This is a genomic window from Nitrospira sp. (assembly GCA_016873435.1).
Classification (GTDB): Bacteria; Nitrospirota; Nitrospiria; order Nitrospirales; family Nitrospiraceae; genus VGXF01.
Map to the genome: position 1 here is coordinate 19,715 of VGXF01000009.1, position 18,555 is coordinate 38,269.

19 protein-coding genes and 1 tRNA gene are annotated in these 18,555 nt (G+C 62.1%); 10 read left to right on the forward strand and 10 right to left on the reverse strand.

Annotated features, from left to right (window positions below):
• Positions 1 to 134: 134 nt before the first annotated feature.
• Together FJ248_06565 and FJ248_06570 are read left to right on the forward strand one after the other, a co-directional pair.
• On the forward strand, positions 135 to 878 hold the full coding sequence (locus FJ248_06565; protein ID MBM4120544.1) for a gamma-glutamyl-gamma-aminobutyrate hydrolase family protein: 744 nt from the start codon (positions 135 to 137) through the stop codon (positions 876 to 878).
• Between the two features lie 54 nt (positions 879 to 932).
• Entirely contained in the window at positions 933 to 2,369 is a 1,437-nt protein-coding gene (locus FJ248_06570) for an amino acid permease (protein MBM4120545.1), read from the forward strand.
• Between the two features lie 79 nt (positions 2,370 to 2,448).
• Here the strand turns inward: FJ248_06570 and FJ248_06575 are convergent, their stop codons facing one another.
• On the reverse strand, positions 2,449 to 2,838 hold the full coding sequence (locus tag FJ248_06575) for a hypothetical protein (GenBank protein ID MBM4120546.1): 390 nt from the start codon (positions 2,836 to 2,838) through the stop codon (positions 2,449 to 2,451).
• Between the two features lie 126 nt (positions 2,839 to 2,964).
• On the opposite strand from FJ248_06575, the gene FJ248_06580 reads away from it, so the two are divergent.
• Positions 2,965 to 4,248, forward strand: a complete 1,284-nt coding sequence (locus tag FJ248_06580) for an MFS transporter (GenBank protein MBM4120547.1) — start codon at positions 2,965 to 2,967, stop codon at positions 4,246 to 4,248.
• Between the two features lie 2 nt (positions 4,249 to 4,250).
• On the opposite strand, the gene FJ248_06585 is transcribed toward FJ248_06580, so the two are convergent.
• From FJ248_06585 to FJ248_06615, 7 genes are all read right to left on the reverse strand, one after another.
• The gene (locus tag FJ248_06585) at positions 4,251 to 4,730 is read right to left on the reverse strand and encodes a hypothetical protein (GenBank protein ID MBM4120548.1); all 480 of its coding nucleotides are present in this window, start codon (positions 4,728 to 4,730) and stop codon (positions 4,251 to 4,253) included.
• 21 nt (positions 4,731 to 4,751) lie between these two features.
• The gene (locus FJ248_06590) at positions 4,752 to 5,144 is read right to left on the reverse strand and encodes a hypothetical protein (GenBank protein MBM4120549.1); all 393 of its coding nucleotides are present in this window, start codon (positions 5,142 to 5,144) and stop codon (positions 4,752 to 4,754) included.
• Positions 5,145 to 5,150: 6 nt separating this feature from the next.
• A complete protein-coding gene (locus FJ248_06595; protein MBM4120550.1) occupies positions 5,151 to 6,434 on the reverse strand; it encodes an MFS transporter in 1,284 nt (427 codons plus the stop codon).
• A complete protein-coding gene (gene nagZ, locus FJ248_06600; protein MBM4120551.1) occupies positions 6,434 to 7,534 on the reverse strand; it encodes a beta-N-acetylhexosaminidase in 1,101 nt (366 codons plus the stop codon). The genes FJ248_06595 and nagZ overlap by 1 nt, the downstream gene beginning before the upstream one ends.
• 24 nt (positions 7,535 to 7,558) lie before the next feature.
• Positions 7,559 to 9,058, reverse strand: a complete 1,500-nt coding sequence (locus tag FJ248_06605) for a leucyl aminopeptidase (protein MBM4120552.1) — start codon at positions 9,056 to 9,058, stop codon at positions 7,559 to 7,561.
• Between the two features lie 25 nt (positions 9,059 to 9,083).
• Positions 9,084 to 9,719 carry a radical SAM protein gene (locus FJ248_06610; GenBank protein ID MBM4120553.1) on the reverse strand — a complete coding sequence of 212 codons (636 nt, stop codon included), beginning with the start codon at positions 9,717 to 9,719 and terminating at the stop codon, positions 9,084 to 9,086.
• A 118-nt stretch (positions 9,720 to 9,837) separates the two neighbouring features.
• The gene (locus FJ248_06615; GenBank protein MBM4120554.1) at positions 9,838 to 10,536 is read right to left on the reverse strand and encodes an HAD-IB family hydrolase; all 699 of its coding nucleotides are present in this window, start codon (positions 10,534 to 10,536) and stop codon (positions 9,838 to 9,840) included.
• Positions 10,537 to 10,610: 74 nt separating this feature from the next.
• On the opposite strand from FJ248_06615, the gene FJ248_06620 reads away from it, so the two are divergent.
• Positions 10,611 to 10,694: transfer RNA gene (locus FJ248_06620), tRNA-Leu, on the forward strand.
• 304 nt (positions 10,695 to 10,998) lie between these two features.
• On the opposite strand, the gene FJ248_06625 is transcribed toward FJ248_06620, so the two are convergent.
• Positions 10,999 to 12,219, reverse strand: a complete 1,221-nt coding sequence (locus tag FJ248_06625) for a cation:proton antiporter (GenBank protein ID MBM4120555.1) — start codon at positions 12,217 to 12,219, stop codon at positions 10,999 to 11,001.
• A 72-nt stretch (positions 12,220 to 12,291) separates the two neighbouring features.
• Here FJ248_06625 and FJ248_06630 point away from each other — a divergent pair, with 72 nt between their 5' ends.
• Positions 12,292 to 12,699, forward strand: a complete 408-nt coding sequence (locus tag FJ248_06630) for a hypothetical protein (protein ID MBM4120556.1) — start codon at positions 12,292 to 12,294, stop codon at positions 12,697 to 12,699.
• On the opposite strand, the gene priA is transcribed toward FJ248_06630, so the two are convergent.
• A complete protein-coding gene (gene priA / locus FJ248_06635; GenBank protein ID MBM4120557.1) occupies positions 12,696 to 14,741 on the reverse strand; it encodes a primosomal protein N' in 2,046 nt (681 codons plus the stop codon). The two genes, FJ248_06630 and priA, sit on opposite strands and share 4 nt — an antisense overlap.
• Before the next feature lie 480 nt (positions 14,742 to 15,221).
• On the opposite strand from priA, the gene FJ248_06640 reads away from it, so the two are divergent.
• The 5 genes from FJ248_06640 to nuoD all read left to right on the forward strand — a co-directional run bounded on the left by FJ248_06640 (position 15,222) and on the right by nuoD (position 18,511).
• A complete protein-coding gene (locus tag FJ248_06640; GenBank protein ID MBM4120558.1) occupies positions 15,222 to 15,416 on the forward strand; it encodes a hypothetical protein in 195 nt (64 codons plus the stop codon).
• A 209-nt stretch (positions 15,417 to 15,625) separates the two neighbouring features.
• On the forward strand, positions 15,626 to 16,009 hold the full coding sequence (locus FJ248_06645) for an NADH-quinone oxidoreductase subunit A (GenBank protein ID MBM4120559.1): 384 nt from the start codon (positions 15,626 to 15,628) through the stop codon (positions 16,007 to 16,009).
• Positions 16,010 to 16,112: 103 nt separating this feature from the next.
• Positions 16,113 to 16,628 (forward strand): NADH-quinone oxidoreductase subunit B, encoded by a 516-nt coding sequence (locus FJ248_06650; GenBank protein MBM4120560.1) that lies wholly within the window; start codon positions 16,113 to 16,115, stop codon positions 16,626 to 16,628.
• 92 nt (positions 16,629 to 16,720) lie between these two features.
• Entirely contained in the window at positions 16,721 to 17,215 is a 495-nt protein-coding gene (locus tag FJ248_06655) for an NADH-quinone oxidoreductase subunit C (protein MBM4120561.1), read from the forward strand.
• Positions 17,216 to 17,263: 48 nt separating this feature from the next.
• Positions 17,264 to 18,511 carry an NADH dehydrogenase (quinone) subunit D gene (nuoD, locus tag FJ248_06660; GenBank protein MBM4120562.1) on the forward strand — a complete coding sequence of 416 codons (1,248 nt, stop codon included), beginning with the start codon at positions 17,264 to 17,266 and terminating at the stop codon, positions 18,509 to 18,511.
• The last annotated feature ends 44 nt before the right edge of the window (positions 18,512 to 18,555 follow it).

Genomic DNA, 18,555 nt, shown 5'->3' on the forward strand with positions numbered 1-18,555 from the left:
GCATGAAGCCGTTGATCGGCCTCATGCCGGACCTCAACGCGGGTGGATGCAGAAGGTGGCGGCTGCGGATTGTTGGACAAAAGTCTACGCAGGGGCGGATTGCTCGCACTCCACACGTTGGACCCCTCTGAGGTATGAAGCCGATCATCGGCGTGACTCCCGATTTTAATTCCGGCGACCGCAAGGACTGGGGCGGCAAAGAGCCGACTTTCTTTCTGCGGGCCCGCTACATCCGCGCTATTGAAGATCTGGGTGGCGTGCCGGTGATTCTTCCCCTCGTGGAAAACCGTGCCGACCGCAAACGCCTCCTCGCCAACCTCGATGGCCTGCTGCTGACCGGCAGCGGGCCGGATTTAGCACCCACACTCTATGGAGAACGACAACGCTACAAGTTTTGCGTCGTCAGTCGCCGCCGGGCGAACTTCGAGCTAGACGTGGCGCGCCTGGCCGCGACCGCCAAGTTGCCGGTGCTGGGCATCTGCGGTGGGATGCAAACAATGAACGTCGCCTTCGGTGGCAGTCTGGTTCAGGACATTGAGGGCGAGATGGAGGCGCCGCTGGCACACCAGCAGAAGGCGCCAGCGACGGTACTATCGCATACGGTGGACGTGGCGCCCCAAAGTCTGCTCCGGCGCATCCTCGGCCAGGCGTGCATCCGCGTAAATAGCAGGCATCACCAGTCGGTCAAGCGCATCGCCCCGTCGTTTGTGGTCAGCGCGGTCGCGCCGGACGGTGTCATCGAAGCGATCGAATCTCCAAAACATCGGTTCCTGCTCGGCGTCCAATGGCATCCGGAGTTTCTCTACGAACAGCATGCCTTGCACCGTAAACTCTTCCAGGCGCTGCTGAAAGCGGCACGCTCGGAACGTAACCAATGATGAGGCAAGAGTGATGGGTAAAAGACCGGGCGCCGGCTCCACACAGCACTCATTATGCGTCGCTCGTCATGGTTGGCGTCCGTGCTGAGCTCCCTGTTCCGTACCAAATCCGTTGAGCAGATTCTCGCGGACAGCGATCATCCCGACCACAGTCTAAAAAAAACGCTCACGGCCTGGGACCTGACCATGCTGGGCATCGGCGCAATCATCGGCACGGGCATCTTCGTGCTGATCGGCACGGCGATCCTCGGCGACGCGCACCGGCCCGGCGCCGGGCCGGGGATCATCCTCTCGTTCGTCCTGTCCGGCGTCACCTGTGCGCTTGCGGCGCTCTGTTACGCCGAGTTTTCCACCATGATTCCGGCCGCCGGGAGCGCCTACACCTATTCCTACGCGACGCTGGGCGAGCTACTGGCGTGGCTCACAGGCTGGAACCTGATTCTCGAATACGGCGTCGCCTGCGTCGTCGTAGCGATCGGCTGGTCCGGCTACTTCAACAACATGCTGACGATCGTCGGGATCGAACTGCCTTTCTGGGCCACGCACGCGCCGCATGACGGCGGGACAGTGAATCTGCCCGCCGCGATTATCGTGCTGCTGGTCACCGTTATTCTCGTGATCGGGGTGAAAGAAAGTGCACAGGTGACGGGTCTGATCGTGACAGTCAAGCTGGCCGTCGTGCTGTTCTTTCTGGCGGTGGGCTTTTCGTCGGTCGAGCCGGCTAACTGGACGCCGTTCATGCCCTATGGCTTCGAGGGGGTTGGTGCTGCCGCCGCGATTGTCTTCTTCGCCTACATCGGCTTCGATGCAGTGTCAACAGCGGCGGAGGAGGCGCGTAATCCGCAGCGAGACCTGCCCATCGGCGTATTCGCCTCGCTCGCCATTTGCACGGTGCTCTACGTGTCCGTGGCCGCGGTGCTGACGGGGATCGTGCCCTATCAAAAGATCGACATCCATGCACCGGTAGCCGAGGCTCTGCGCATGGCTGGGTTGAAATGGGGCGCGGCCGTCGTGGCAGCCGGCGCGCTGGCGGGCATCACCAGCGTGCTCGTCGTGATGATGCTCGGCCAGATCCGTGTCTTCTTCGCCATGTCGCGCGACCGTCTCTTGGGCCCATGGCTGGCCAAGGTGCATCCACGCTACGGTACGCCGCACCGCGCGACCATTCTCACCGGCGCCTGCATCGCGATCATGGCGGCGCTGGTGCCCATTAGCGACGCGGCGGACATGACCAACATCGGGACGCTCTTCGCCTTTGTGCTCGTCTGTGGCGGCGTGATTGTGTTACGTCGCCTGCGTCCCGAGCTGCACCGTCCGTTCCGCATTCCCTTCATGCCAGTGATTCCGATCCTGGCCATGGTCGCCTGCCTCGGCCTCATGGCGTTCCTGCCGCTGGTCACATGGATTCGATTTGCGGTCTGGACCCTGGTGGGAATCGCCGTCTATCTGGGCTACGGCATCACGCACAGCCGGCTGGCGCCGCAACGATGAACACAGCATTATGAACGATGAACGCGGGTAGCGCCCCGCGTTGGTTTCTCACGCCCCGTTCCTACTGCGAACTTGAAAATTAGCTGGTGGGCTCTTCGGGCTTTGCGGGAGCGGCAGCAGGAGGTGATGTACCCAGGGCGCCCCCAGGTGTTGACGCCGGTGCAGCGCCCGGAGTAGTGGCAGGGGCTGCCGGTTTCGGCGGTGCGGGACGCTCCGGCTTGATGCCGCCTTCCCAGGCCGGGCCGGAGAACATCTCTGGCGCGAGGTTTTTGGTCTTCCACTTCTCTTCAAAATCAGCTGCGGCCTTGTTCGGTGTCTCGCCGGCGCCCATGATGTCGTTCCACGGGTAGGCGCGCGGGCCGATCTGACAGCGGGTGTCCGTCCGCTTCATGTAGAGCGCAACAGGGTTGCCGCGGTACGGACCGAGGTAGATATGGATGCAGCCAACGTATTCCAAGAGTTCTGCCATCCTCGCACCAAGATCAGGGAGTGACATGATGTCATATCATGCCCAGGCAGGCAAGAGGCCAGCCGCTTGAGGCGAGCGGGTTGCCCGCATTGACACGCTAGAGGAAGCTCCGTAGGGTAGCGCGCCATGACAACGGCTGCTTGCTCAACATCCTGGCGCGAGGGCGTGACGCCCTACCAGTGGCTCGTGCTTTTCGTGGCCTGGCTGGGCTGGGTCTTCGATTCGATGGATGCGACGATCTATGCGATCGTCCTCCATCCGGCACTACACGATCTGCTGCCGGGCGCCTCGGCTGCGGAAATCGGCTGGTACGGCGGCCTCATCTTTTCCGTATTTCTCATCGGCTGGGCGATCGGCGGCGTGCTCTTCGGCATTGCGGCGGACCGTTTCGGTCGAACGAAAACGCTCATGGTCACGATTCTTATCTACGCAGCCTTCACCGGTCTGGCGGCCCTGTCGCAGACCTGGTGGCAGTTGGCCCTCTACCGGTTTCTCACGGCGTTAGGCATCGGCGGGGAATGGGCGGCCGGCGCGGCGCTGGTCGCGGAGATCTGGCCGGAAGACAAACGTGCGAAGGCGGCTGGCCTGCTGCAATCGGCCTGGGCTGCAGGATTTTTTCTCGCGGCGCTGTTCAACCTGCTGTTGCGTGGCTACGGCTGGCGCGCGTTGTTCCTCGTTGGCGTCGTGCCGGCGGTTGTCGCGCTGTTGGTCCGGCTCTGGGTCAAAGAACCGGAGAAGTGGGCCCGCGCGCGTGAACGGGAACTGGCGGGCGGGCAGGGACCGTTCGAAAAAGTAGGCGAGCTCTTCAAGGGCAACCTGCGCCGCCCGACGCTCGTCGGCTCGACACTGGCCTTTGTGGCAGTCTTCGGTCTCTGGGGCTCGACGAACTGGACGCCCACGCTCGTCGGTACGATGCCGGATTTACAGGGACTGAGCAAGGAGGACATTTCGGCCCACGTCAGTTACGCCATCATGGCGCTCAATGCCGGTGCGGTGTGGGGCTATCTCCTGTTCGGACCGCTGGCCGACCGGTTCGGCCGCAAGCCGATATTCGCTCTTATGTGCGCGGGCAGCCTCGTCATGCTGCCGATCACGTTTCTCACGCCGCGCGAGTTTGCGCACGTACTCATGCTGCTGCCAGTGCTGGGCTTCTTCAATAACGGGATCTTCAGCGGCTTCCCGATCTATCTGCCGGAACTGTACCCCACGCGCCTGCGTGCGACCGGTGCGGGATTCTGCTTCAACGCGGGGAGAGTCTTCGCCTCAGTCGGACCGTTTCTGACCGGCACGCTGACGGCGGTGTTGGGGAGCGTCGGCGCGGCCGTGAGCGCGGTGGGGCTGATTTATGCGGTGGGCCTGCTCGTCCTACCTTTCGCGCCGGAGACGAAGGGGCAGCCCTTGCCCGAATAGCGTCAGGACGTGGCGGATGCGGATTGTCCTTTGCGGCAGCCCACGATATAGACGGCGACGATCAGAACCAGGATCACCACCACGTTGAGGCCCACGTCCCAGATGTAGCGGTTGAATTCCACGTCCGTGATCGCGGGCAGGTGCGACAGTTCCGCGCTGGCGGTCAGGATGCGCCGCGTGCAGGCGATGATGCCCACGGCGAGATAGGGCTCTATCGTCAGTACCTCAGTTTGCAGGAAGCGGACAACCGTGCGGAACAGCTCCAGAATGATGATGACCAGCAGCAGATCGTTGAGCAGTTGCAGGCCGGCGGGGAGCAACGTGGCCTTGGCCATGGCCGTCGTCACGAAGGTGAACCAGCTGTGCACGAAGACCAGCATGCCCAGGATCAGCAGGCTGATACCGGCCGTGATATAGCCCCACCGGTCCAGCGATTCCATGCCGGACAGGACTTGCTTGATGAAATCGCTCCGGTTCTGCATTGGCGGCCTCCCTTCGTCGTGTCAGGCGTTGCCTTGCTGTCCCGTCGTCTGTTGGTCCGAGCCCGGGCCGCGCAGCTGCCCAAATTTCAACTCGCGCATCGAACTCATCTTCAGCGAATGGCCGCAGCAGCGGATTTCCTTGAATCCCGCCCCACCATCGATGATCATCACGCGCAGCCCGCAGGAATCCGGGTAGAGCTTTTTCTCGTCTAGAATCACTGAGACGGGGAGGGAGCCCTTTTTCCGTCCAAGCGGGGAGCCGACATCCGCTACGATGTCCGCTTCCGTCAGCTCGTGATCGCAGCAGAGCACCTTTTCGAATCCTTCGCCGCCGGCCATGACCTTGATGATCAGGCCGCAACTGTCCGGATGCCGCTTGTGCTCGTCGATCAGGTCGCCTTTTTTGACCGCCATGATGTCCTATGCGTGTCCCGCAGTTTCAAGTCCGCGGCGCTCGTCCACCTGAGCAAAAATTGCCAAGCCGATTAGCAAGAACAGCGCCATCGCGAGCACCGCCCAGCGCTGACTGCCAGTCCTCGCCGCTACTTCGCCGTAGACGATTGGACCAAGGACTGCAGCAAATTTTCCCGTGACGGTGAAGAAGCCGAACAGTTCGCCCTGCTTGCCGACCGGCACGAAGCGTCCGATCAGGGCCCGGCTGGTCGCCTGATTGGCGCCGAGCACGGCGCCCGCCACGAGGCCAATCGCATAAAATTGGTCCCGCGTCTGCACGGCTGCCGCCGCCGCAACCACCGCGATCCAGATCACTAGCGTGACGCTGATCGTGCGTGCAGATCCAATACGATCGGCCAGTTGACCGAATCCCACCGAACCCAGTCCTGCTGCAATCTGCGTGATAAGAAAGTAGATAATCAGATCGCCCGGAGCAAAGTCCAGGACTTTATTGGCGAAAATCGCAGAGGCGACGATCACCGTGCTGATCGCATCCGTGTAGATCAAATAAGCGATGAGAAATCTCGAGAGGTCACGAAACTGCGAGAGGCCCCTAGCCGTTTCAGTCAGCCGGCCAAAGGTATCGCGCCAAGCCGAGGCGCCGCTCGACAGGTGCGGAACGGCGCGCTCTCGCAGCCAGAGGAGCGTCGGCAGCGACGTCACGAGAAAGAACCCCGCGGTCAGCGCGAAGCTCGTCCGATACAACGCGAGATTCTCCTCAGCGAATCCGCCGACAATGAACGGGTAGGCCAGTGCGAGCGACAGCAGTCCGCCCACATAGCCAAGCCCCCAGCCGTAACCGGAGATCCGTCCCATCATGGCCGGTGTCGTGATTTCCACCAGAAAGGCGCTGCAAAAGAGAAAGCCCAGTTCGAAAGCGAGGTTGGCCAGTGCCAACAGCAACAGGCCCAGCCACACATCGCCGCGCTCGACAAAAAACAGCAGAGCCGTGCAGACGACGCAGATCAGCGTCGAGAGAATGAGCAGCGGCTTCTTGATTGCCCGCGCGTCAGCCAGCGCGCCTACTGGAGGGGCGAGCAAGGCCACCGCAAGCATCGAAATCGCATAGCCCCAGAACCAGAGGCGCTCCGCCGTTGCATCGCCGAGATCCTTGGCAACGACCTGGACGAAATAGACGCTATAAGCGACGGTGATGATAAGCGTGGTGAACGACGAATTGGCAAAATCGTACAGGCACCAGGCCCAGAGTTCCTTGGGGCCGGCAGGCGGGAGGTCATTCCGGTGATTCATTAGGCCTGCGCTCTGGAGAGCCGGGCGTGCGTACGCGTGATCGTATCAAGCAGCAACTGGTGGGTGCGGCAGCCGACGATGAGCTGCGCGATGCCGGGATCGGCCGGCACGTGAGAGCGCAGGAAACGCCGTTTCACCGCGCCGATCCGCTGAACGGATGCCGCGAGCCGCTCGTGTGTGATGGTGCCGGTCTCAACGGCGGCGTGGACGGCTTCCATCGCGGACACGGCTTTGGTGCGATCCTGGCAGACCAATAATAAATCCGCACCGGCCAGGATCGCCTGGACCGCGGCTTTGCCGACGTCCTGGTGGTCGCTGATTGCATGCATTTCCAGATCATCGCTCACGATGACACCCGCGAAGCCCAGTTGTTCACGGAGCAGGCTGGTGAGGATCGTCGGAGAGAGCGTCGCCGGGCGGTGCGCATCCAACGCCGGATAGACCACGTGCGCCGTCATGATCGTCGTGAGGCCGTTGAGGATCGCGTACTGAAACGGGACCAGCTCGCGCGCGCGCAGCCCCTCCAGCGACGTTTCGACGACCGGCAGCTCCTTGTGCGAGTCCTTGCTGGTGTCGCCATGGCCTGGGAAATGCTTGCCGCAGGCGACGACGCCCTTGCCCTGCAGACCGCGCACGGCTGCTACGCCCAGTTCAGCCACCGCCTCCGGATCGGTCCCGTAGGCGCGGTCGCCGATGATCGGATTGTCCGGGTTGCTGTGGATGTCTAGTACCGGCGACATGTTCATGTTGATACCGACCGCGCGCAACTCAGCGGCCGTCACCGCGGCAGCGGCATAGGCCAGTTCCTCCGAGCGGCAGGCGCCGATGAGGCCACAGGGGGGAAAGATCGTGAAACCCTTCGGCAGGCGCGAGACGCGGCCGCCTTCCTGGTCGATGGCGATGAGGAGGGGAAAGTGTGGCGAGCGCGCCTGCAGGCCGTTGGTCAGTTCGATGATCTGCGGGGCGTGCTCGAGGTTCCGCGAAAAGAGGATCATTCCGCCGGGCTTGTACTGGGCCTGCAGAGCGGCCCATTCCAACGAGACGGATGTCCCGTCGAAACCGAGCATGAAGAGTTGGCCGACCTGCTCTCGTAAATCCACGCGCGCCCGATGCAGGGTAAGTGGCTACAGACTACGATCGATCAAATATTGAATCAGCAACCGCGTCCCGATCCCCGTTGGGCCTTTCGGAATGTACGCCCGCTCGCGCTCGCTCCAGTCGGTGCTGGCAATGTCCAAGTGCACCCAGGAATGGTTGCCGATGAATTTGCTCAGGAACAGTGCGGCCGTGATCATACCGCCGCCCCGGCCACCGATGTTGCGCATGTCGGCCACGTCGCTCTTGAGCTGCTCGAAATAGTCGTCCCATAGCGGCATTTCCCAGACCCGCTCACCGGCTTTGAGCCCGGAGTCCCGCACGGCGCGCTTGAGATCGTCGTCGTTGCCGAACATGCCGATGGCAAATTGGCCCAGCGCCACGATGCAGGCGCCGGTGAGCGTGGCGATGTCGATGACCACGTCCGGTTTCAGGCGCGCGGCGTAGGACAGGCCGTCGGCCAGGATCAGCCGACCCTCAGCATCGGTATTCTGCACCTCGATGGTTTTGCCGGAGAGGCTTTTGAGAATGTCGCCGGGCTTGATCGCGCGGCCGCCTGGCATGTTTTCCGTGGCGGGCAGGATGCCGACAAGATGAATCGGCAGGCGCAGCCGCGCGGCGGCCCGCACGGTGGCCAGCACCTCAGCGCCGCCGGTCATGTCTGCCTTCATCTGCTCCATGTTTTCAGCCGGCTTGAGCGAGATGCCGCCCGTGTCGAAGGTGATCGTCTTGCCAACGATCACGACCGGCTTGGTGCTCCGGCGCGCCCCGTGGTACTCGAGGATGATGAACTTCGGCGGCTCGTGGCTACCGCGTGCGACACCGAGGAAGGCCCCCATGCCCAGCCGCTCCACCTGCGCGCGCTCCAATACTTTGACCCGCACGCCGCGTTCATGGCCGATCGTCTTGGCTTCCAGCGCGACGCGCGACGGCGTCATAACGTTTGAGGGATGGTTGCAGAGATCGCGTACGAACATCGCCGCCTCGGCGGTGGCTGTTCCGCGCCGCGCGCCTTCCTTGAGATCGGCCAGTTGCCGGGTGTTGGTGGCGAGCAGCGTCAGACGCGCCACCTGCTTGTCGACGGCGTTCTTCTCGCTCAGGTACTCCGTGAACTGGTAAGTGCCGAGGATCGCGCCCTCGACAAGCGCCTGGGCCAGCTCGATGGTGGTCGTCTTTGACAGGTCCTCGCCGTGCAGGCACGTGACGAACGACGTAGCGCCGGTCTGCCGCACGCGCTTGACCGCGGTGCCCATGGCCTGCCGGATGTAATCTACCCGCGCGGCCTTCTTTTTGCCGAGCCCGACGAGCAGCACGCGTTTCGCCGGCACCTTGCCCGATGTATGGAGCAGCACCGCCTGATTCAGCTTACCCTTGAACTCGCCGCTTGTGAGCAGCTTCCGCAGTTGACCGCTGAGGGCACGGTCCACGACGCCGGCTTGGTCGTTCAGGCCATCGCCGTCGAAATGAGTGAGGACCAATACCTCCGCCGGTTCCCGTTCAATCTTTCCCTGCTTCACCGTAACATTCATTGAGTCTCCTTCAATAGACGCCTGTTCACACGCCGCGTGTCTGCGGATCCCAGATCAGTTTGTGCAATTGGAGCTGGACACGTACCGGCAGTTTGTCGGCCAGCACCCATTCGGAGAGCTGGCGTGGGTCCAGTTCGCCGAACGAGGGACTGAAGAGAACCGGGCAGCGATCGGTCAGCTGGTACCGGCCGACGATCGTTTTGGAAAAGTCGTAATCCACGCGATCCTTGAGGACGAACTTGATTTCGTCCTTGCCGGCGATACGGTCCAGATTCTGCCAGTCCATCCGGTCCATCATGCCGCTACCGGGGCATTTCACATCCATAATAATACGGGCGCGGGCATCCACCGGCGAGATGTCGATGGCGCCGCTGGTTTCGACCAGCACCGCGTAGCCCTCGTCGCAGAGCCGCGCGATCAGCGGGAACGCTTCCGCCTGATGCAGCGGCTCGCCGCCCGTCACTTCCACCAAACGGCAGCCGAACAAACGAACCTTCGCGAGGACCTCGTCCAGCGCCATCTCCGTACCGCCGTAAAACGTGTATTCGCTGTCGCACCAGGAGCAGCGGAGCGGGCAGCCGGTGAGCCGTACAAAGGCACAGGGCTGCCCGGCAAAGGTTGATTCGCCCTGGATGCTGTGGAAGATTTCCGTCACGCGCATAAACAATCCAAGTATGAACGATGAGCAATGAAATGTCCGGGGAGGGAAATCAGGCGTTCAAGAACAAAGACGCCAGTTTCTTCGTTCCTCGTTCTGCCTTCATACTTCATCGGTGGGGTCACTCCCATTTCACGACCGGCCAGTGGTATTTGTTTGCGATCGCGTACATACCGCGGATCGGATTGACGACGAGCGGATGGCCCACGGCCAGCAAAATCTCCTCGTCGCCCGGGCTGTCCCCATAGGCATGGCAGTCTTTGAGATTTAGCCCCTGCGCGTGCGCAAACTCCTCGACCAGTGCACGCTTCCCCGCGCCATAGGGGAGGGGCAGGGTCAAATGGCCCGTGTAGGCGCCAGTCTCGTCCAGATCCGGTTGCGCGCAGAAGATGGTTTCCACCCCCAGTGGTTTGGCGAGCGGACGGATCAGAAATTCCGGACAGCCGGTGATGAAGACGACCAGATGCTTGTTGCGCTGGTGCTCCTCCAGCCGCGCCATTGCGGCTCGGGAGACGAGCGGACGGAGCTCCTGCTGGATGAACGCGTCGGCCAGCGGCTCGATCATTTCCGGGCGCTTCCCTTCTAGATAGAGTTTGCGTTCGCGTAGCGGATGCAGGGAGATCGTCGGCAGGTGCTGGAGCAGATAGCCCACGCTCTTGAGCATGTCGCCTAGGCCCACGAGGCCCTGCTTGTAGAGATGACGGAAGAAGCGGACCTCGAGCGCGGGACCGGGAATCAGCGTATTGTCCACGTCGAAAAACGCGCCGATGCGGCAGGGGGCAGCAGTCGAACCGGAGCCATGGGTGGACGGATTGGACATGGTGTCGCGTGGCCGGATTCTAACGAACGATCCGTTGAATGACAAGGCAGGGGGAGGCTATAATCCGCACCAGTGCCGAAGTGGTGGAATGGCAGACACGCACGTTTGAGGGGCGTGTGGCGCAAGCCGTGCGGGTTCAAGTCCCGCCTTCGGCACCAACCCTTTGCCCCCCACACGGGGCGCTCCCGGTTTCTTGCCTTCGACTGTGGCCCGCTTTAGCCCGGTCTTCACGCGCTCAACACTAATGGTTCGCTCGAATTGGGCGAAGACCTTCCTTGATCTCAAAAATCATTTCCCTCAGCGGAGAGGTGGTATCGAGCCCCTGCTGATGGAGGATATCGGGTGAACCTCTTGGCGTGAATGCCTTTTAAGCAGGTCACAAGATCGAGCAGCGACCGGCCCCGCCTGTCTACTGACTACGCGGCCACAAGTTCGAACGTCAACCGCATGGCCCCCCGCCCGTCAGGCGGGCTTCGAGAGCCGTTTCAGCAGCAGGGGAGAGGCCAGGCTTGTGAGCGTAACCGACACGACCACGGCCCCGTATTCCGCCGTCGAGAAGACGGCCTGCGCGAGACCGGCCCCCGCGAAGATCAGTACGACTTCGCCGCCCGGCACCATGCCGGCCCCCACGATCCACCGGCGGACGCCCGGTCCCCACGCGCCTAGCCCTGCGGCCAGCTTGCCCGCAATGGCCGCTCCCGTCAGTCCTCCCGCCAGCGCCAGCGACGGCCAGTTTTCTAGCACGAATGGATTCAGGCGGCTCAGATCCACGGCCGCGCCGATCAGCACGAAGAACACGGGCACGAAGACGTCGGCTACTGGTTTGATGGCGGTGGTGATCTGCTCGCGGTGGCCGGTGCGTGCCAGGACGAGGCCGGCGGCAAAGGCGCCGATCAGCGGCGCCAGATGCAGCAGGTGTGCGCCGTAGCCGAGGCCAAGGGCGAAGAGCAACGAGGAAATGACCAGACTGCCGCGCGTCTGCATGCGATCTAGCAGGCGGCTGAACCAGTGCGCGTAGTGCACGCCGACGGCGACGGATGCGCCCAGCAGGAGGCAGGCGAGTCCCGCGGTCTGCGCGACGCCAAGCCACGACACCGAGCCGTGGGCCGCCAGATCGAGCATGACCGACAACAGGATCATTCCCAGAATGTCGTCCAACACGGCCGCGCCCAGAATGATCGCGCCGTCCACGCTTTTCAACCGCCCTAGGTCGGCCAGGGTGCGGACGGAAATCGCCACACTCGTTGCGGTCATCGTCGCGCCGAGAAACAGGGCCTGGAAGTGCGGCAGTGCCAGTGCGCGCGCCAGGGCGTAGGTCAATCCGAATGGCACAAACACGCCGACAACGGCCACGGTGCCAGCCGAGGGGCCGGCCTTGAGGAAGGCTGCGAGGTCCGATTCGAGCCCGACCTCAAAGAGCAGCAGGAGCACGCCGATGTCGCCGAGCAATTTGAGCGTCGGTGTTGCCTCCACCCAGCCGAGCAGGCTGCCACCGACGAGCACGCCGGCCAGCAGTTCGCCCAGCACGGCCGGTTGCCCCAGCCGCGCCGCCAGTTCGCCGAACAGGCGGGCCGAGACATAGACGGCGATCAAATTCAGAAGCAGGGACGGCAGGTCCATGGTGCCGGACGATACTGGACCGTTCAGATAAAAACAACTCTGCTCAAAGGTTCGATGATCCATGCGGAATGTTGAATTGACAGAGAGCCGATCGAAACGGCACACTCCTGCTCCGTCTTCGAAGTAAATTCAGTCATGAAAAATACTGAAATTCATGCGGTGCTTGGCGCGCTTGCCGTCACGGTCGGCTTCTGGCTGGCGGTGGGCAGTACACCGATCGAAGGGTTGGTTGCTGTTGCGCTGGCAGTGGCGGGGTTGCTCGTCTGGCAGGGGACGACGCTCGGCCGCCTCTGGGCCTGGGCCTCGCTGCTCGTGGGGCTCGACAGCCTCGCGTGGCCGATCGTGACGATGGTGCGGATCGGCCGCGTCACCCAGCAGCCAGACGACCAGCAGATGGGGGAAATTCTGGGGGCAGTGGTGACGGGTCTCTTTGCTGCGGTCTTCTGGATCAGTTTCGCGTGGGGGCTTTTTCGGCGGGTGCAACGGCAGGAGGGCGAGGCGGTTGCTCCGGTTCAGAACAAGCCGGCCCCAAAGACACGCTAGCCAATCTCGATGGGGTCCACATCCACGTCAAATTTCAGTCCACGGTGTGCTTTCTCTGCTTCCATCTTGTCCAGCGTCGCCCTCACACTCGTTCGTGCCAAATCGCCGCTGGAGGATTTGACCAGAATCTGCCAGCGGTAACGGCCGCGGATCCGCTCGACCGATGCTGGAATGGGACCGAGCACGATCAGAGCGCCGGATGATTTGTTGGCGTGAGCCTTCAATGCCGATGCCCAACTTTCCGCAGCGGTTTTGACGGCAGCATCCGTTTTCCCCGACACGCGCAAACTAATCAACTGTCCGAACGGCGGATAGCCTAGGGCTTGCCGGAACGAGAGTTCCTGCCCGTAAAATTTCTCTGGGTCGTTGTGCGCGATCGCGGCGATCGCGTGATGGTCGGGCAGGGCGGTCTGGAGAATGACCTGTCCATCCGGATGCGCCAATCCGACTGCGTCGCGCAGCATCTGATAGGTCCGTTCCGCTGAGCGGAAATCCGGCCGGTGCAGGCCTGCGTCGGCATAGGGAATGCCGACACAGCCGACCAGCGGCATCGGCAGATCCTGAAAGAGCAGTTGCGTGCCAATCACGATATCGAGTTGTTTGTCGGTCAGGCTGCGGCGCAGAGTGGCAACCTGTTCAGCCGTGCGCGCCGTTTCGCGGTCAAGCCGTCCGATGCGCGCCCCGGGAAGCAGCCGCCGGAGTTCCTCCTCCAGCCGTTCCGTGCCCGTGCCCACCGGTTCGATGCGCGGCGAATGACAGGACGGGCAGGTGTCCGGTACGCTCTGCGTAGCGCCGCAGTAGCGGCAGGCCAGCCGGGATGCGTTTCGATAAAGCGTCAGTGGCACGGTGCAGTGGGCACAGGCGGGGGCGGCGCCGCAGTCCCGGCAGTGCAGGGCAGCGGCGAATCCTTTGCGGTTGGCAAAAAGGATGGCGCCCGATCCGTCTGCCATTGCTGCGCGCAGACCGGTTAGCATCGCCTCCGAGAGCAGCGTGCGCGGTGGCATCTGGCGCAGATCTACGAGATGGACCGCAGCCTGCCGTGCCGGCGTGAGGGTGTGCGTCTGCGGCGCGGTCTGGATCGAATGCGTCGTGTGTGTGCCGACGCTCTCCCGCGTTTCAATTGATGGATGGGCCGTGCCTAGGAGCAGAATTGCGTGATGCCGCGCGGCACGCATCGCGGCCACAGCGCGGGCGTGGTAGTGAGGTTCCGGTTCCTCCTTCAGCCCAGACGCCTCCTCCTCGTCCACGCAGATCAATCCGGGAGCGCGCAACGGCGCAAAGACGGCCGACCGCGTGCCGACGACCACGTCGGCCTCCCCGCGTCCGATGCGTTCCCATCGGCGCGCGCGTTCGTCGGGTCGCAACTCGCTATGCAGAAGCACCACGCGTTCCGGCCAGCAGGCGCTGCCGAGCGCCGCGAGCGCTGCCGCGCGGCGGATTTCCGGCGACACGATCAGGACCGTCGTTCCGGCCGCCAGGGCGGCTCTGGTGGCATCCAGCAGGACGGCCCAGCGTGAGGCGAGCGGGCCTTCGATCAGAAATGTCTCGTGGCGATGCTCAGCTAGTGCCTGCTCGAACTGCGGCCACCACGATGGTACGGGGGTAGCGGGGAGCGGGGGCGTCTCGGGACGCAGTGGCGGCCGTTCGGTTTTCGCTGCGGCCTTCCGGCTCCTACGCGCCGGTTTTGACGGGGCAGCGAGCGCCGGGAAAATCAGCCGCAGGCACTGGCCCCATGGCGCGAGATAGTAATCCGCGACGTTTCGGGACAGGTCGAGCAGATCGGGTGTGATGCCGGCGGCGGCTGTTTCCTCTGATGCCAGGATGTCGCGCAAGTGGAGTGGTGTCGTGCGAGCTTGCGCGAAAAACTTCGGAGGCTCAGCTGGGAACGCGACTACGACGCCGGGCACAGTGCTGGCGCCCAGCGGCACCTGTACGAGGCTGCCGATGTGCACCGACCGGCGCAGAGTGTCCGGGATGCCATAGGTGAAGATGCGATGCAGGTGGCGGGGAACAATCACGTCGGCAAAACGGGGTACAGACATGCGCCATTCTAGACCGGATCGGCGGTGAATTCCTACGGGGCGTGGCAGGGGCGTGGGGCGATGAAAATCGAACGAACGACTTAGCAGGACGTTCTGAAATCGGAAAGGTCCCCACCCGGCAGCATGCTGGCCGGGGCGGTCTGGGCCCTGGCTTTGAAGAGGGACTCCTGGCGGTCAACGGCGGACAGCGGGGGATCGGCAGTCTGGTGTCTTTGAAGCCTGTGCTTGACGGCAAAACGATCACCGCGCCCACGGTGCCGGGCATCGGTGGGTCGGGTTTGCCCGTGGCAGGAAGGTCTGTTGTGATGGTGACAGCGCACCACAGCCCCCGCGCACCGCCGCACCAACCGTCTTGATTTTTGTCATAACACCTACCCCCACAGGAACCTGCCGGCACAACGAAAACGCGACTCATTGCCAGAAAAAGCCTCTGAAATTGACATGTTTGAAGGATGTCTCCGTCCTGTGTTAGGGTGCATCATGGATCGTGCCCAGCGATCGCAACCCGGCAATACGTCGTCGCCAGACGCCCGCCCGCGGCGGATCGACACGCAAATCCACCGGCGCAAAAAAGCCAAGGCGCTCTCGCCGCTGACGGCTGAGTGGGAAGCGCGGCGGTCCGTGAAATCGACCGATCTCAAAATGCCGTCCGACCGCATGCGAAAAGCGCCCTAAGCCATCTGTGCCGAGCAGATTTGTCGAGCGGGCCGAGGGTGGTTTTTCCCTCCTGAGTTCCATTGAAATAACAAGAGCTTCGAGATTTGCAAAAGAGCCGTGGGGCTTTCGGGGCTGAGAGGCACTAGGCCATTTGAGCGCTTGATTTGTCTTGAAAAATTCGACTACCATGCCCTCCTTACTCTCAGAATTTCAGGGGGTTAGATCACATGACCGGAGCTGAGCAACTCCTGGATTATTTGGGGCGGTACTTTCCGGTCCTCCTGTTCATTGGCATTGCGCTGGCGTTTGGCGTCGTCACGCTGGTGCTCAGTTACTTTGTCCAGCCGAAATACCCGGAAGCAGAAAAGCTCAGCGCCTATGAATGCGGCAGCGAGCCCTTCTCAGACGCCCGCATGCCGTTCCCTGTCCGGTACTATATCTTCGCTATGCTGTTTGTGATCTTTGATATCGAAGTCATTTTTCTCTATCCCTGGGCGGTGACCTTCTTCAAGCTCGGGGTCATCGGCTTGATCGAAATGCTGATCTTTATCGCGCTCTTCGTCGTTGCCTACGTCTACGCGTGGAAGAAGGGGGCATTGGAGTGGGACTGAGCGGCGGGTATGTACAAGTGTGAATGACGAAGTATGAGCGATGAACGGAAGAGTGGGCTACTGCATGTGGCAGCATTCGGAGTAGATCGTTAGAGGTTACGATATGGGACTGATTCAGCTTGGCCGGCACGAGAAGGACGGAGACATCGACGTCATCACGACCACTGTAGAGCGCGCCGTCAACTGGGCGCGCAAGGGGTCGCTCTGGCCAATGACGTTCGGACTGGCCTGCTGCGCCATTGAAATGATCGCAGCCGTCTCCTCGCGCTACGACATGGACCGCTATGGCGCCGGCGTCTTTCGCGCCTCGCCCCGGCAGTCGGACCTCATGATCGTGGCCGGCACGGTCTGCCGCCGCATGGCGCCGGTGATCCGGAAGATCTACGACCAGATGCCTGAGCCCAAGTACGTTATCGCAATGGGGTCCTGTGCGACCTCCGGCAACATCTATGACAGCTACAGCGTGGTGCAGGGCGTGGACCGGTTCGTGCCGGTGGACATCTACGTGCCGGGCTGTCCGCCGACCCCGGAGGCGCTCTTCGACGGAATTCTCAAATTGCAGGAACGCATCATGCAGAAGCGGGTGTTCACCAAACAGCCGGACGCCGTAAAAATGTAATGTCTACTAATGGTGAATTGTGGATGTTAAGTTATAGAAAGCAGTTGGGCGGAGTTTAAAAATTTTACACGCACAATTCAACATTTGGTCGTATGCACGCAATAGCTGAACGCATCGAGCACGATTTTCCGAATGCCTTTGTCGGCGCCACGGAGTGGCGCGGCGACCTGGCCGTGACGGTGAAGCGGGACGCGGTGCATGCTGTTGCCCGCCTGCTGCGCGACGATCCGAACATCGACTGCGATTACATGGTACACGTCAGCTCAGTGGATTGGCCGGACGATGAGGAGCGGTTTGAAGTCGTGTGGGAAGTCGCCTCGATCCGCAAGCGGCACCGCATCCGGCTTAAAACCCGCGTGCCCGAATCGGACTGCGTGGTGAATTCGTTGACGGACGTCTGGCACGGCGCCGACTTCATGGAGCGCGAAGTCTACGACATGATGGGTATCCGCTTCCGGAACCATCCCGACCTGCGCCGCATCCTCATGCCCGATGATTATACGGAGGGCTACCCCCTCCGGAAGGATTTCCCGCTCCAGGGCAAGGGCTGGCGAGACACCTTCGAATTTTTGAATGAGAGCAAATAGCTCATGGCAAATAGCCGATAGCCAGCAGCTGCTCGTGGGTAGCCGGGAATTATGAAATTCGAAGATCAACGAGAGACCGTCTACAAGGTGGATCCGGAACATCCGGAGACCGCCATGCTACCGCTCCAGCGGACGGAGGAGCTGCTGCTCAACATGGGGCCGCAGCACCCAAGCACGCACGGTGTGTTGAAAGTAATTCTTGAGTTGGAAGGCGAGCGGCTGGTGAAATCCACGCCGGTGATGGGTTATCTGCACCGCGGCGTCGAGAAGCTGGCGGAAGAGGGCACTTACCATCAGTTCATCCCCCACACGGACCGCCTCGACTATGTCTGCGCAATGTATAACAACTTCGCCTACTGCCGCGCCGTCGAAAAGCTCATGAACATCACCGTGCCGGAGCGGGCTGAGTATCTGCGGACGATCGTGGCGGAAGTGCAGCGGATCATCGGCCATCAATTCTGGCTGGGGACGCAGGCGCTCGACATTGGCGCGATGACGGTTTTCTTCTACACGTTCCGCGACCGCGAAATTCTGCTCGACTGGTTCGATGAGCTCTGCGGTGCACGCCTGACGACGAGCTGGTACCGGATCGGCGGCGTCGAACGCGACTTGACGCCCTCCCTCCTCGCTAAGCTCAAGGCGTTTCTCGACTACTTCCCGCCCAAAATTGACGAGTACCAGGTCTTTCTTGAAAAAAACCGTATCTGGCTCGCGCGCACCAAGGGCGTGGCGGTGATCTCGGCAGAGGACGCCCTGAGCTTCGGACTCAGCGGGCCTACGCTGCGCGGCTCGGGCGTCGATTACGATCTCCGGAAGTACGAGCCCTACGCGGCCTACGGCAAATGCGACTTCAATGTGCCGGTCGGTAAAAATGGCGATACCTACGACCGGTACTGGATCCGCGTAATGGAGCTCTACGAGAGCGTGAAGATCGTCAGGCAGTGTCTCGAGCAGATGCAGGATGGCCCGATCATGGCCGATGCGCCCAGCGTGACGCTGCCGCCGAAGAACCGCGTCTTCACCAATCTGGAATCCATGATCCAGCAGTTTAAGCTGTTCTCGCGGGGGTTCGATGCCCCTCCGGGAGAGATTTATTGCGGGACCGAGGCGCACAAGGGCGAACTCGGCTTTTACATCGTGAGTACGGGCGGCGGAAAGCCGTACCGGCTGAAGATCCGCTCGCCCTCGTTCATTCACATGGGCGCCTTTGATCACATGTCGCGTGGTTACATGATCGCGGACGCCGTGACGATCTTCGGTACCTACGACATTGTGATGGGGGAGTGCGACCGATAGGCAAGGGTAAATGAAAAGACAGCTTCATTCAGTCAGCATTAAAC

What these genes read in the sequence shown, in the direction of transcription:
- FJ248_06565 (MBM4120544.1), top strand. Translation starts at nt 135, where the DNA reads ATGAAGCCGATCATCGGCGTGACTCCCGATTTTAATTCCGGCGACCGC.
- FJ248_06570 (MBM4120545.1), top strand. Translation starts at nt 933, where the DNA reads ATGCGTCGCTCGTCATGGTTGGCGTCCGTGCTGAGCTCCCTGTTCCGT.
- FJ248_06575 (MBM4120546.1), bottom strand. Translation starts at nt 2,838, where the DNA reads ATGGCAGAACTCTTGGAATACGTTGGCTGCATCCATATCTACCTCGGT.
- FJ248_06580 (MBM4120547.1), top strand. Translation starts at nt 2,965, where the DNA reads ATGACAACGGCTGCTTGCTCAACATCCTGGCGCGAGGGCGTGACGCCC.
- FJ248_06585 (MBM4120548.1), bottom strand. Translation starts at nt 4,730, where the DNA reads ATGCAGAACCGGAGCGATTTCATCAAGCAAGTCCTGTCCGGCATGGAA.
- FJ248_06590 (MBM4120549.1), bottom strand. Translation starts at nt 5,144, where the DNA reads ATGGCGGTCAAAAAAGGCGACCTGATCGACGAGCACAAGCGGCATCCG.
- FJ248_06595 (MBM4120550.1), bottom strand. Translation starts at nt 6,434, where the DNA reads ATGAATCACCGGAATGACCTCCCGCCTGCCGGCCCCAAGGAACTCTGG.
- FJ248_06605 (MBM4120552.1), bottom strand. Translation starts at nt 9,058, where the DNA reads ATGAATGTTACGGTGAAGCAGGGAAAGATTGAACGGGAACCGGCGGAG.
- FJ248_06610 (MBM4120553.1), bottom strand. Translation starts at nt 9,719, where the DNA reads ATGCGCGTGACGGAAATCTTCCACAGCATCCAGGGCGAATCAACCTTT.
- FJ248_06615 (MBM4120554.1), bottom strand. Translation starts at nt 10,536, where the DNA reads ATGTCCAATCCGTCCACCCATGGCTCCGGTTCGACTGCTGCCCCCTGC.
- FJ248_06625 (MBM4120555.1), bottom strand. Translation starts at nt 12,219, where the DNA reads ATGGATCATCGAACCTTTGAGCAGAGTTGTTTTTATCTGAACGGTCCA.
- FJ248_06630 (MBM4120556.1), top strand. Translation starts at nt 12,292, where the DNA reads ATGAAAAATACTGAAATTCATGCGGTGCTTGGCGCGCTTGCCGTCACG.
- priA (MBM4120557.1), bottom strand. Translation starts at nt 14,741, where the DNA reads ATGTCTGTACCCCGTTTTGCCGACGTGATTGTTCCCCGCCACCTGCAT.
- FJ248_06640 (MBM4120558.1), top strand. Translation starts at nt 15,222, where the DNA reads ATGGATCGTGCCCAGCGATCGCAACCCGGCAATACGTCGTCGCCAGAC.
- FJ248_06645 (MBM4120559.1), top strand. Translation starts at nt 15,626, where the DNA reads ATGACCGGAGCTGAGCAACTCCTGGATTATTTGGGGCGGTACTTTCCG.
- FJ248_06650 (MBM4120560.1), top strand. Translation starts at nt 16,113, where the DNA reads ATGGGACTGATTCAGCTTGGCCGGCACGAGAAGGACGGAGACATCGAC.
- FJ248_06655 (MBM4120561.1), top strand. Translation starts at nt 16,721, where the DNA reads ATGCACGCAATAGCTGAACGCATCGAGCACGATTTTCCGAATGCCTTT.